At 68.6% G+C, this 13,049-nt stretch carries 12 protein-coding genes; 3 read left to right on the forward strand and 9 right to left on the reverse strand.

The genetic code is table 11. The features are described 5' to 3' along the window. Positions 1–15: 15 nt before the first annotated feature. Both E9232_RS34210 and E9232_RS34215 read right to left on the reverse strand, forming a co-directional pair. Positions 16–1,107: an ABC transporter ATP-binding protein gene (locus E9232_RS34210; RefSeq protein ID WP_309801810.1), complete on the reverse strand. Its 1,092-nt coding sequence runs from the start codon at positions 1,105–1,107 to the stop codon at positions 16–18. 62 nt (positions 1,108–1,169) lie between these two features. After that, positions 1,170–1,937 (reverse strand): GntR family transcriptional regulator, encoded by a 768-nt coding sequence (locus E9232_RS34215; protein WP_309801812.1) that lies wholly within the window; start codon positions 1,935–1,937, stop codon positions 1,170–1,172. A gap of 80 nt (positions 1,938–2,017) precedes the next feature. On the opposite strand from E9232_RS34215, the gene E9232_RS34220 reads away from it, so the two are divergent. Further along, complete coding sequence (locus E9232_RS34220) at positions 2,018–3,259, forward strand: iron-containing alcohol dehydrogenase (protein ID WP_309801813.1); 1,242 nt, start codon at positions 2,018–2,020, stop codon at positions 3,257–3,259. Between the two features lie 111 nt (positions 3,260–3,370). After that, positions 3,371–4,765, forward strand: coding sequence for an NAD-dependent succinate-semialdehyde dehydrogenase (locus E9232_RS34225; protein WP_309801814.1), 1,395 nt, complete (start codon positions 3,371–3,373; stop codon positions 4,763–4,765). Here the strand turns inward: E9232_RS34225 and E9232_RS34230 are convergent, their stop codons facing one another. From E9232_RS34230 to E9232_RS34250, 5 genes are all read right to left on the reverse strand, one after another. Continuing rightward, positions 4,766–5,611: a carbohydrate ABC transporter permease gene (locus E9232_RS34230; protein WP_309801816.1), complete on the reverse strand. Its 846-nt coding sequence runs from the start codon at positions 5,609–5,611 to the stop codon at positions 4,766–4,768. Next, the gene (locus tag E9232_RS34235; protein WP_309801817.1) at positions 5,611–6,555 is read right to left on the reverse strand and encodes a carbohydrate ABC transporter permease; all 945 of its coding nucleotides are present in this window, start codon (positions 6,553–6,555) and stop codon (positions 5,611–5,613) included. Before E9232_RS34235 ends, E9232_RS34230 begins: the two co-directional genes overlap by 1 nt. Further along, positions 6,552–7,658, reverse strand: coding sequence for an enolase C-terminal domain-like protein (locus tag E9232_RS34240; RefSeq protein WP_309801818.1), 1,107 nt, complete (start codon positions 7,656–7,658; stop codon positions 6,552–6,554). Before E9232_RS34240 ends, E9232_RS34235 begins: the two co-directional genes overlap by 4 nt. A 68-nt stretch (positions 7,659–7,726) precedes the next feature. Continuing rightward, positions 7,727–8,971: an ABC transporter substrate-binding protein gene (locus tag E9232_RS34245; protein ID WP_309801819.1), complete on the reverse strand. Its 1,245-nt coding sequence runs from the start codon at positions 8,969–8,971 to the stop codon at positions 7,727–7,729. A gap of 37 nt (positions 8,972–9,008) precedes the next feature. Then, entirely contained in the window at positions 9,009–10,148 is a 1,140-nt protein-coding gene (locus tag E9232_RS34250) for a mandelate racemase/muconate lactonizing enzyme family protein (protein ID WP_309801820.1), read from the reverse strand. A gap of 96 nt (positions 10,149–10,244) precedes the next feature. On the opposite strand from E9232_RS34250, the gene E9232_RS34255 reads away from it, so the two are divergent. Beyond that, positions 10,245–10,952 (forward strand): GntR family transcriptional regulator, encoded by a 708-nt coding sequence (locus E9232_RS34255; RefSeq protein ID WP_309801822.1) that lies wholly within the window; start codon positions 10,245–10,247, stop codon positions 10,950–10,952. A gap of 232 nt (positions 10,953–11,184) precedes the next feature. Here E9232_RS34255 and E9232_RS34260 read toward each other — a convergent pair whose 3' ends face one another. Continuing rightward, positions 11,185–11,418, reverse strand: a complete 234-nt coding sequence (locus E9232_RS34260) for a hypothetical protein (protein ID WP_309801823.1) — start codon at positions 11,416–11,418, stop codon at positions 11,185–11,187. 511 nt (positions 11,419–11,929) lie between these two features. Next, a complete protein-coding gene (locus tag E9232_RS34265) occupies positions 11,930–13,000 on the reverse strand; it encodes a DUF2252 family protein (protein WP_309801824.1) in 1,071 nt (356 codons plus the stop codon). Positions 13,001–13,049 lie beyond the last annotated feature (49 nt).

Here is a 13,049-nt window from a genome sequence, read left to right on the forward strand (position 1 = left end):
GTTTCGGCTCCGTCGTCAGGTGATCGCCTGTCCGTTCGAGGCCCGGAAGACATGGAGCTTTCCTGGATCGAAAACGATCGAGGCCCGCTGACCGGGCTGCAGGCCCGAAGCCGCCGCTTCCGGCAGCACCAGACGAAGCGTCTGTCCGCCGGTCTCCATCGAGATCACCGTGACGTCGCCCAGGGGCTCCAGCATGGCGATGCTCGCCGTCACACCGCCTTCGCCGCCGGTCGCGAGGCGTATGTCGCTCGGCCGGATGCCCACCACGGCAGCTTCCCCCGCTTCCGCAGTGCTCAGCTTGCGCATGCATGGCAGCGGGCCGATCGCGGATTCGATGACGCCGCCGTCGCGGGACAGCGTGCCCTTGATCATGTTCATGGACGGCGAACCGATCTTGCCGGCCACGTACAAGTCACGCGGCGCTTCATAGAGCTCGTCGGGCGTCCCGGTCTGCACGACCCCGCCGTCCCGCAGCACGGCGATCTCCTCACCCATCGACAGCGCCTCCAGCTCATCGGGCGTCGCATAGACGATCGTGAGCCCGGACTGGCGATGCAGCCGCTTGAGTTCGGCGCGCATCTCGTGCCGGAGCTTGGCATCGAGGTTGGTCAGAGGTTCGTCCAGCAGCAGGATCCGGGGCCGCCGGATCAGGGACCGGCCGAGCGCGACCCGCTGCTGTTCACCGCCTGAGAGCGTGCCGGGCTTGCGGTCGACCTTCTTGTCGAGCCGGAGCATCGCCGCGGTGTCACGGACGCGGCGGCCGATCTCCTCCCGCCCCACCCCGGCTTCGACCAGCGGATAGGCCAGGTTCTCATAGACGGTGAGGTGCGGATAGAGCGCGAAGGACTGGAACACCATCGACACGCCGCGTCCCGCGATCGGCTCGTGTGTCCAATCCCGACCGAAGATCTCGACGCGGCCCCGGTCCGGCGCGACGAGGCCGGCGATCGTGCGGAGCGTCGTCGTCTTGCCGACCGAGCTGGGCCCGAACAGCACGAAGAAGCGGCCTTCAGCGACGCTGAACGACAGGTTGTGCAGGGCCCGGACGTGGCCATAGGACCTGCTGACATTGGTCAGACTCAGCGCACAGGCGTCGACCTGTCCCATCGCTTATCCTCCCTTTTCCGCCAGCGTATCACGGATCGGCCCGCTGCCCATGGCTCCTGGCATCAGTCGAATGCCGGCAGCAGGCGGTCGCGCGACCGCTCGATATGCGTGCGCATCGCCCGCCCGGCCTCGTCCGGGTCATGCCGGGAGAAGGCGGCCAGAATCGCCGCGTGTTCGTCGAGCGCCTCCTCGGTCACCCGCGAATGGAACATCAGCCGGAAAATGTGGAAATGGGTGTGCTGGTGCGCCAGCGTCTCGCGGATGAGTTCGTTGCCGGCGACCGCGAGGATCTTGTCGTGGAACACCGCGTCTTCCCGCGCGAACCGGGAGTAGCGGGCCCGTTCGTCCGGTCCTCCGGCGTGCGACATCACCCCCGCCGCCTCGGTCAGTTCCTGCAGCGCCGCATCCGTCATCGCCGTTGCGGCCTTGCAAGCGGCGTCGGGCTCGAGCAGCAGGCGGAGCTGGTACAACTCGGTGAAGCGTTGGCGCGAGACCTGGGGCGCCGCGCTGTAGCCGACCAGATGGGTCTTGACTACTAGGCCTTCGCCCTCCAGGCGGCCCAGCGCCTCGCGGATCGGCGTCTGCGAGACGTTGAACTCGCGCGCCACGGCGTCGACCGTGATGCGGCCGCCCGGAGGAATCTTCAGCGCCATCAGCTGGGCGAAGATCGCCTCATAGACCTCTTCTGCGAGGCTGGCGCCGCGATGGATCACCGGAACGCCCTCGCCCGGATCGGCCGCCGGATGGGATCTGATGAGTGGTTTCTGGCTGCGCACTGCTTTGTCCCTTGACAATGCACGAGAGCTAGCACGATCCTCTGCCGCGATCAATACGATATCCTATACGATTTGATATAGGATACCTCGGAAAAGCAGATTTTCTCAGCTTCATCAATCGATTGGAGTCGATCGTGACGTCTTTCTCGGCGATCCGGTTGCCCAAGGAGATCCTGTTCGGCAAAGGCCAGCGCGACGCTCTGCCCGCGGTCGCCAGCCGCCTCGGGCGGCGGGCGCTGGTGTGCACCGACGAGCGCCTCGCCACGTCCTCCGATTTCGGGCGGTTGCTGGACGGCCTGGGCGCGGCCGGCCTTGCCGTCCACGTCTATGGCCGTGTGCTGCCGGACGTGCCGCGCGACAGCGCTGCGGACTGTGCCGAGGAGGCACGCGGCTTCGCGCCCGACCTCGTCATCGGCATCGGCGGCGGCAGTTGCCTCGACATGGCGAAATGCGCCGCACTGCTGCTCGCCCATGGCGGCCGGCTGCCGGACTATTACGGCGAGCTCAAGGTGCCGGGACCGGTGTTGCCGGTCGTCGCGGTTCCGACCACCGCGGGAACCGGCTCGGAAGCGACGCCCGTCGCCGTGATCTCTGACCCGGACCGCATGCTGAAGGTCGGCATATCGAGCCCGCACCTCATCCCCGCCGCGGCCATCTGCGACCCCGACCTCACCCTCTCCTGCCCGCCCGCCCTGACCGCGATCGCCGGCGCCGATGCGCTCACCCATGCCATCGAGGCGTTCACCGCCGGACGGCGCCCGCCCTCGGCCGAGCTCGCGCAGAAGCATGTCTTTATCGGCAAGAGCGCGCTGACCGACCATTTCGCGCTTTTCGCCATCCGGTTGCTGGGGCGCAGCCTCGAACGCGCCTGGCGCGACGGGGCGGACGAGGATGCGAGGGCGGAGGTGATGATGGCGGCGCTGGCCGCTGGCTGCGCCTTCGGCACGGCGGGCACGGCGGCGGCGCACGCGATCCAGTACCCCGTCGGCGCCCTGACCCACACGCCCCACGGCCTCGGCGTCGCGACCGTCCTGCCCTATGTGATGCGCTTCAACCGCGCCGCGGCGCTGGACGAGATGGCGGAGATCGCGGTCGCGCTCGGGGTCGACGGCGGGCGCATCTCACGCGCGGTTCTGGCCGACGCCGCCATCGACGAAGTGACCCGGCTGCTGCGCGCAATCGGCATCACGCCGACGCTCGCCGGTCTCGGCCTGCCCGCCGACAAGCTGGACTGGACCGCCGAGCAATCGGTCGGCATCGAGCGCCTGATCAAGAACAATCCGCGCCCGATCGGGCTCACCGAGATGCGCCGCCTGCTCGATGCCGCCTATCGCGGCGATCTCGACGCCGCGGCATCCGACCCTGTCCTCGAATAAGGGAACCCGCCCATGACCCCGGCGACGACGCTTTCGACCACGCCCCCTTCTTCCGCGTCGGCCCTCGATCCGGCGAGCTGCGCCCGGGGCCTCTACATCGGCGGAGAATGGTTGTGGCCGGCCGGATGCAAGCCGATTCCCGTCATCGATCCGTCGACCGGACGGCTCCTGGCCGAGGTGCCGGACGCCTCGGTCGAGGATGCTGCGGCAGCGGTCGAGGCAGCTGCGCGGGCGGCCGTGGCTTGGCGCTCGACACCGCCGCGCCGGCGTTCCGACATCCTGCGCCGCTGCTTCGAGCTGATGACGGAGCGCGCCGAGGATCTGGCTCGGCTGATCGCGCTGGAGAACGGCAAGGCCCTGCGCGATGCGCGCGGCGAGGTCGCCTACGCCGCCGACTTCTTCCGCTGGAACGCGGAAGAGGCGGTGCGCATCGGCGGCGACTTCATGCTCTCCCCCACCGGGGCGAACCACATCCTCGTCGATTACGAGCCGATCGGCGTCTGCGTGCTCGTCACGCCCTGGAACTTCCCGGCGGCGATGGCCACCCGCAAGATCGCGCCGGCTCTCGCCGCCGGCTGCACCGTGGTGCTCAAGCCGGCGAGCGAGACGCCGCTGACCGCCTATGCGCTCGCCGCCCTGTGCGCGGAAGCCGGGGTGCTGCCGGGAGTCGTCAATGTGCTGACCACCGCCGCGCCCGGTCCGGTGACGGCGGCGATGCTGGCGGATCCCCGGGTGCGGAAGCTGTCCTTCACCGGCTCCACCCAGATCGGCCGGGTGCTGCTCGCCGAGGCGGCGAAGCATGTGGTGAGCTGCTCGATGGAGCTCGGCGGCAACGCGCCGCTCATCGTCTTCGACGACGCCGATCTGGACCTGGCGCTCGAAGGCGCCATGCTGGCCAAGATGCGCAATGGCGGCGAGGCCTGCACCGCCGCCAACCGGCTCTACGTGCAATCCGGCCTCTATGATCGGTTCGCGGCGGAGCTTACGGCGCGCATGGCGGCGCTGAAGGTCGGCCCCGGCACCGACCCCGCCACCGAATGCGGCCCGATGATCAACCCGGCCGCCGTGGGCAAGATCGAGCGCCTGGTGGACGACGCCCTGTCGCGCGGCGCCCGGCTGCTCTGCGGCGGCCGGCGGCCGGACGGGCCCGGCTACTTCTATCCGCCGACCGTGCTGGACGGGGTCCCCGCCGATGCCGCCATGGCGCAGGATGAGATCTTCGGACCGGTCGCAGCGCTCAGCCGCTTCGAGACGGAAGACGAAGCCGTCGCCCTCGCCAATGCGACCGAGTACGGCCTGGCAGCCTACGTCTTCACCCGCGATCTGGCGCGGGGCTTGAGGGTCTGCCGCCGCATCGAGACCGGCATGGTCGGGCTCAACCGCGGGCTGGTCTCCGATCCGGCGGCGCCGTTCGGCGGAACCAAGCAGAGCGGGCTCGGACGGGAGGGCGGCGCGCAGGGCGTGCTCGAATTCCTCGAGGCCAAGTACATCGCGACGCGGCTCTGATCAGCCCTTCACCGCCCCGGCGGTCAGGCCCCGGACCATCGCCCGCTGGACGATCGCGAACAGCACGACGACCGGGACGATGCTGATGATGCCCCCGGCTGACAGCGCCCCCCAGGGCAGCTGGAATTCGCCGACCATGAGCTGCAGCCCGACCGGCCAGGTTCGCGAACCCGTGCTGGTCGTCAGCATCAGCGCGAACAGGAACTCGTTCCAGGCGCCGATCGCGACGAAGACCGCGGTGGCGACGAGCCCGCCCATCACAAGCGGCAGGACGATGCGCAGCATCGCGCCGATGCGGGAGGCGCCGTCGATCCGGGCGGCGTCCTCCAGCTCCGAAGGGACCGCATCGAAGAATCCCTTCATCATCCAGATGAAGACCGGCAGCAGGAAGGTGGTGTAGGCCAGAGCCAGCCCGAGGCGGCTGTCGAGCAATCCGACGCTGCGCATCAGGATGAACAGCGGCACGATGATCATCACCGCCGGAAACATCCGCACCACCAGGTAGAACAGCATGAGTTCGCGCCGGCCGCGGAAGCGGTAGCGTGCGACGGCATAGGAGGCGAGCGTCCCGATCACGACGCAGATCACCACGGTCGTCAGCGTCACCACGGCGCTGTTGGCGATCAGGGTCGGGAAGTTGGACCGCGTCCAGATCGCGACGTAGTTCTCGAACGTCACGCGCTCGGGGATGTACTGGATCGTCGCGGTGACGATGTCGGATTCCGGCTTGAGGGACGTCAGGAGAGCCCAGAGCACCGGAAACATCGCGAAGGACACGATCGACAGGGCGGCGGCATAGCAGACCAGGACGTGGATCCGGCGCCGGGTGGAACGGCTGCGAAGCATCAGTCCCTCATCGCGTTGGAGAGCTTCACATAGGCGTAGCTGAACACCATCAGCAGCAGGAACATGACCACGGACAACGCGCTGGCATAGCCGAAGTTGAATTCCTTGTTCGCCTTCAGGAAGGCATAGAGCGACAGCACCTGGGTCGAGCGGCCCGGCCCGCCGCCGGTCAGGATCAGCAGGATGTCGGGCGTGTTCACCAGGCTGATGACGCGCAGCACGACGGTCGCCACGATCACGACCCGGAGCTGCGGCAAGGTCACATGGACGAACTGTCGCCACAGCCCGGCGCCGTCGGTCGCCGCCGCCTCGTAGAGGTCGCCGGGGATCCCCTTCAGGGCCGCCAGCAACAGCAGCGCGAAGAATGGGAAGCCGTGCCAGACCTCCACCACCATGGCGGCGAACATCGCCGTGTCCGGATCCGCGAACCACGCCTTGTAGCTGCCGAGGACGCCGATGCGCACCAGGATGTCGTTGAGCACGCCGAGGCGCGGATCCAGCATCAGCGCCCACATGTGGCCGGCGACGACGTTCGGCAGGAACCATGGCAGCAGCACCAAGATCCCGAGCACGCGGAAGCCCGGCAGGCTGGTGTTGAGCACGAGTGCGGTCAGAAGCCCGAGCAGGAGCTCACCGGTCGCCCCGCCCGCGACCCAGACGACGGTGTTCTGCAGCGACAGCCAGAAGACCGGATCGACGGCCAGTGCGAGATAGTGCTTGAGGCCGACGAAGCCGGTGCCGAGGTCGACCCGGTTGAGCCTCATCTCGCGGACGCTGAGCCCCATGCCCCACAGCGTCGGGTACAGCACGACCGCCAGGATCAGCACCAGGCTGGGAAGCAGCAGGTAATAGGCCCAGCGCCGGCTTTCCGACAGGCGGCCCAGCCGGCCGAGGCGGCGGGCCGGCGCCGGCACAGGCGCCGAGGGCAGATCCAGCACCGTCATGCCCGCGCCACGGCCGTGGCCTCGATCCGCTCCCAGTCGAACTCGAAGCCGATGCCCGGACGATCGGAGACCGTGAGCACGCCGCCTTCGATCGACAGGGGCCCGAGCCTGTCCAGGCCCGCGATCTGCTCGCTCGAGATGACCAGCTGCTCGTAATAGTCGTTGTTGCGGATGGCGGCGCAGAGCTGGGCGTTGGCGAGGCCCATCCCATGCACCTGGGCCCGCATGCCATGGGCCTCCGCCAGATGCGCGATCTTGATCGCCCCGGTCAGGCCGCCTTTGTAGAAGGTGCTGGTCCGCGCCATGTCGAGCGCACCGGCTTGGATCCAGCTGGCCATGTTCCAATGGCAGCCGTCCGAGGTTTCCGCCGCCAGGACCGGGATGTCGAGCGCATCGCAGAGCTTGCGGTACGAGCCCAGCTCGAATTCCCTCATCGGCTCCTCGTACCAGAGGAACCCTTCCGCCTCGAGCACCCGGCCGAATTGCAGGGCGGTGACGTAGTCCCAGCCGGCCGAGCCGTCGAACATCAGATCCGCGTCGGGCCCGGCCCAGCGCCGGAGGTTTCGGGACAGCGCCGCATCCTCCTTCGCGTCCCCCCAGGCATGCAGCTTGAAGGCGGTGAAGCCCGCGTCGATACATTCCTTGATGTGCCGCTCGTAGTCGCCCATCGAGCCCCAGGTGACCGTGGAGGCGTAGGCCGGCACCCGGCGGTCATGGCCGCCGAGCAGCTGGTGCAGCGGCATACCGGCGGCCTTGGCCTTGATGTCCCAGGCGAGCAGGTCGACGATGCCGAGATGCGGCATCGCGATCTCCTCGATCCGGTCGATCTCCCAGACCAGCGTCCAGAGCCGTTCGGTCAGGAGTGGGTTTTCGCCGACGAGGCGCTTCAGCCGCCGGTCGACCAGGCTCATCGCGCCCCAGGCGTTCGCCACCTCGATCGCGCCGGAGATGCCGGCGTCGGTGTCCATGCGGATCACGGCCTTCAGCGGCTTGCGGTCCGCCGGGGTGCCGTCGCCGGATCCGGCCAGCCCATTCCGCCAGCGATAGGGATGGGCTGGATGCTCGGTCTCGACCACCCAGCAGCGGATGTTCTCGATGCGCATGCCCTGCCTCCCTCCGAACGTTGGTTGTGCGGTGTGCTGCGGGATGGCCACCGCCTTTGCTCCGGCCGCTATTGCAGGGCTGCGTCGAGGCCGGCCATCAGGGCGTCGACGCAGGCTTCCGGCGTGCTCCGGCCCACCAGAACCTTCTGGAATTCGGGAAGCACGACATTGTCGTCCCACCCCGCGGACCCGATGAATCTGGGCGGCAGGCGGCCGAATTTGGTGGTTTCGACCGCGGCGCCGTAGAGCGGGTTGCCGGTGATGCGGCTGTCCGACGCCGTCGCCGGCGACGCCGGGAAGTATCCCGTCTGCTCCAGGAACGCGATCGCCGCGTCGGGCTCGGCCCAGAAGGCGATCCACGCCCAGGCCGCTTCGGCGTTGGCATCCGACATCAAGCCGTTGAACAGATAAGTCAGCCGCGCGATGTGAGCGGCAGGACCCGCCGGGCGCACCGCCGTCATGAACTGGCCCGGCTTCATCGCCCCGGAGATCTCGGCGAGCGATCCGGTGTGGTGCCAGACCATGGCGGTCTGGCCGGTCTTGAACGCCTCCATGATCTGCCGGTAGCTGTCGTTGGGGGCGCTCGGCGGGCAGGCCTTGTGCCGTGTGAACAACTCGGACAGGAAGGTGACCGCCTCGACGGCCTTGGGCTTGTCCATCGCCGGCTTGCCGTCGACGACGATCGGCGAACCGAAGCTCTCGATCGTGTCGATCACGAAAGCGTAGCCGCCGGCCCCGCCGCGCAGGCCGAAGCCATAGCGCCCCTTCGCGGGATCGGTCAGCTTGATCGCGGCGTCCTGGAATTCGGCCATGGTCTTCGGAGGGCCGCTGATGCCCGCTTCGTCGAACCAGTCCTTCCGGTAATACATCCAGTCGACGAAGGTGAAGGCCGGGACGCCGTAGATCTTGCCGCCGACGCTCGCTCCGCTCCACCGGTCCTCCGGAAACCCCGCGGCCTTGTCCCAGCCCTTGATCCGGTCGGTGATGTCGAGGAGCCCGCCCATCCCGACCATGTCGTTGACCCGCTCGGCGATCACCATCGCCGTGTCCGGCTTCGATCCCGAGACCACCGCCGCGGTGATCTTCGACATGTATTCCGGGTTCGGGATGTTCTCCTGGGTCAGCGAGATGCCGGGATAGCGCTGCTGGAACAGCGCCATCACCGCCTCCAGCCCCTTGAACTCGCTCTCGCTGGTCAGGTGGTGCCAGTAGTTGATGCGGCCTTCCGGTGCCGCCTGGGCGAGGCGCGGCGCGAGCGCCAGAACCGGGACGGCCGCGGCGGTTTGCAGCAATGTGCGCCGATCGACGAGCATGACATGTCCTCCCCTGCTTTTGTGTTCTTGGATCTGGTCAGAACGAGAGCCTGATCGGCGTCGACGCCGGGGGTGGCGGCAGCTCCTCCGGCCGCAGCACCTGCGGCGCCGCTCCGGCCCGGGCCCCGGCGGACAGCACGAGGCCATGGCCCGGCCGGTCCGGCGCGAAGGCATAGCCATCGCGCATGGCGATCGGCTCCTCGACCAGGTGGTTATAGTTCTGGAACGAGTATTCCAGCCAATCGGCCTCGGGCAGCGCGGCGGCCAGATGGACCCCGATCTCCAGCGACGTGTTGCCGAGCGTCACGGGGACGCCGTGCTCCGCCGCCAGCCAGCCCGCCTTCATCACGTCGCCGATATGGCCGTGGACGTTGAGAAGGTCGGCGCCGCGGCCCTCCAGCAGCCGGCGCTTGCCGCGCAGGTCGAGATATTCGCCGGAGTTGACCAGGACATGCGGCGCGGCCAGGCGGATCTCTCGCAGGCCATCGACGTCGTCGCGCAGGCAGGGGTCCTCGACCCAGAGAATGTCGAAGCCCGCGCGTCGGAACTGGTCGAGCCGCCGGATCGCCTCCTTTGGCGACCAGGCCTCGTTGGCGTCGATCATGATCGGCCCATGGCCTTTGGCGATCTCGGCCACCAACGCCAGGCGCCGGAGATCCCATTCGATGTCGGGATGGCCGACCTTGATCTTGAAGCCGCGGTAGCCCTGGTCCCGCGCCTGCCGGAACAGGGAGGCGTACTCGTCGTCGGTCAGGTGGAAATCGAGGCCGCTGGCATAGACCCGCACCTTGGGATCACTGCCGCCGAGGTATCGGTAGAGCGGCAGGTCGGCCTCCTTGGCCGCAAGGTCCCACAGCGCCTGGGCCACCGCCTCTTCGAAGGCGAGCGACGTCCGGCGGCTGTTGCCGCCGCGGGGCCGGGTGACGCGGTGGATCAGCCCCGCCGGCGCCTGTCCCGCCAGGCCGGACCACGCCTCCTCGGCGAAGATCCGTTCGATCTCGGTCAGCGCCGGCAGCGGATGGAAGAGGCTGTGGAAGAAGCCCGTGCCGGTGCGCCCATCGTCGGTGTGCAGCTCGACCACGCCGATATGCGCCTGGGCGATGCGAACCTGGCTGTCCCCGATCACCCGGTCGCGGGCGAACTGGAACCGGGTCAGGGTGAAATCGGTCAGCCGCATCCTGGGCTCCTCCATGCGCCGCCTTGCGTGACGGCTATTGATATATCAACTTCGATAACAGATATTTCTATACGTGCCAATTGAATCATCAGTCAAATGAGCAGCCCCCTGAGACGGTCATCCGACGAACGCCCATCGACGCTTCGCGCCGAGGTCGCGCCGAATCTCAGTCGCGTCGCCTATGAGCGGTTCAAGGAGGCCCTGTTCGAACGAAGGCTGCAGCCCGGCGCCTTCATGTCACAGGCGGAGCTGGTCGGGATCGTCGGCTCGCCGCTGGGGCCCCTGCGGGAGGCGCTGCAGGTGCTGCAGGCGGAGGGGCTGGTGACGATCCGGGCCCGCGCGGGCATCGAGATCGCCAAGCCAGACCTGGCGCTGGTCCGCAATTCGTACCAACTACGCCTCTTCCTCGAGACGCCCGCCATCCGGCACTTCGCCGAGACGGCGCCGCGCGACCTGATCGAGGCCATGATCGCGCAGCATCGTGAGGTCATCGGCTGGGTGGAAGGCGGAGATGTCGATCGCGACCTGGCGCGCCGGATCGAGGAGGTCGACGCCAGCCTGCATCTCGGCGCGATCGACGCGCTCGACAACCCGCTCCTCCGCAAGGCATTCCTGCAGACGCAGGATTACATCCGGCTGATCCGCCTGGATCACCTCTATGCCTACTCCGCGGCGAAGGTGCGGCGGACGATGGCGGAGCATCTGGAGATTTTCGAGGCCTGCCTGGCCAGGGATCCGGACGCCGCCGAGGCGGCGCTCAGGGCCCACCTGACCCAGGCGATCCAGCGGGCGATGGGGCTCTAGCCCGCAAGTCGGAATGCTTGTGGACCGGATCCCCGCGCCCTGCAGACCGACTCGCATCAGATCCGACGTCTGGAGATCGACGCCGAATTCCAAGAAGCCACGCGGTCAGCTTCAGCTCGAGGCCGAACCCGACCTGCCCGGTGAATGGCCGATATAGGGGGCATCGGCGCGGCAAGCGGGATTGGGGGTCCCTCGCCCGACCCCCAATCCCGCTTGCCGATCGCGATGGACCTCAGAAGTTCGTGGTCTTCTGGGTCTGGCCCGGCCGCAGGACCTGGCCGGCGGGGGCGCTGTAGCGGTGGCTCACCGCATTGGGATAGTTCCCCGTCTGGGCCTGGGCCCAGGAGGTCGGGAAGGTGTTGTGCTCCGGGATGTGGAACCGGGTCGACGCCGAGGCCGCGCCGGCACCGATGGTGAGGACGACGGCGGCGGCCACGGCCGACAGCAGGGTGTTCTTGGCAGACATTGGAATGCTCCTAGTCGGTTGAGCGGCCGATGGGGTGCTGGGCGGTGCGATCGCCCCGCCTGCCTGCCTGTTCGGCCCCCCATATCGCAGGTCCCACACGCTTGGCGTCGAGGCTTGCAGTCCCGCCGCCGTGTTTCGCTGCATCGCACTATGTCGGCAGGCGCTGGGTCCGGTTCACCCCCGTCACCAGACCAAAACGGCATGGCTGGCCTCCGGAGAGCGCAACCTGCGTCCTCCCGCCACACCGAATCGTGAAATAAAAGAAGGCCGGCCCGGTTGCGGCGCGGGCCGGCCTGAAGTGGAGCAATGGAGTCAGTCCGGCGAAGCATTTCGCCGGCCACCCCGACCGAAGCCGGGGCGACAATCAAAAGTGTCGGTGATCGGCAGGAGTCCCAACACTCCCATATGGGGGGGGCGATGGCGGATTCAGCCCGCGTCGATCACCGCCGGGGCCTGCCTCGACGCTGGCGCCGGCAGGGAGCGAGGCCGTCACGGCAGGGCCTCTTCACTGTCAGCGCCGGGCGCGCCAGGCGACGCGGTCCTGGCGGGTGGCCTCGGCGACCCGCCAGACCGCGTCGCGCAGCCAGGCCGGCTTGCGGCTTTCGAGATCGGCGGCGATCGCGCGGGCGCGGGAGCGGCGGGCGGAATGCAGGTTGGCGAGCTCGACCCCCATGGCGGACAGCAGCCGCCGGACCAGGCCGAGGTCGCCGAGTTCCGGGACATCCAGCTTGCGGCTGTTCGGCGCCAGGCGGCGGACGATGATGCCCTTCCTGATCTTGAGCCAGGGGTCGGGCACACGGTACTTGCCGGAGGTGAGTTCGGCAAAGCGGCTCTTGCGGTCGCCGCCCTGGATCAGCGACCAGGCCGAGGGCAGCAGCGCCTTGGCCTCGCGCGCCGCCGGGCCGCCGCGCCAATCGGTGATGGCGACCCAGCGCGGCCGGCCGAGGCTGCCGACCCCCGCGACCCGGCGCGCCATGACCAGGGCCAGATCCGGCTCCGGCATCGCCGCTGCCAGGGCCTCGCGGTAGCCGCGCGGCGGGGCCGCCCGCGGTAGCTGCTCCAGCCTGGCCCAGAACTCCCCGCGCCGCTCGTCGGTCGCCGACACCAGGTCGCGCAGCCACAGGTGATGCCGCTCCAGCACGAAGGCGCCCGGCGTCCTCAGGCCCTCGACATACCCGCCCAGCACCGCAGCGCAGATCTCGTCGGCCGAGATCGAGCGGTCGCGGCCACGCCACAGCAGCGCGCTGGTGGCGAGGCGGACTAGGTCGAAGGCATAGGGCGTCTCCGCCGCCTCGTCGAAATCGTTCACGCCCCAGACCAGACGCCCCTCGGCGTCGCGCCACAGCCCGAAATTGCCGATATGGGCGTCACCTACCGCGGCCACGCGCGGAGCGTCCATCAGGTCGGGGCACAGCTCGTGCACGGTCTCGGTCCAGCGGAAGCAGGTGGCGCGCAGGAAGAGGAAATCGCTCTCCTCCATCCGGCGGTGCTTGCGGTCGATGTCGGCCTGCACCAGCTGCCGCCCCAGCTGCTCGCCGAGCCAGACCTCGTAGCGTTTGACCGACGCGGTGATGGACCCCATTCAGACCCCGGCGCTGACCCGGCGGCCATCATAGTCCGGCGCAGTCCTC

Origin of the sequence: Inquilinus ginsengisoli (genome assembly GCF_031453975.1) — a bacterium.
Lineage (GTDB): Bacteria > Pseudomonadota > Alphaproteobacteria > DSM-16000 > Inquilinaceae > Inquilinus > Inquilinus ginsengisoli_A.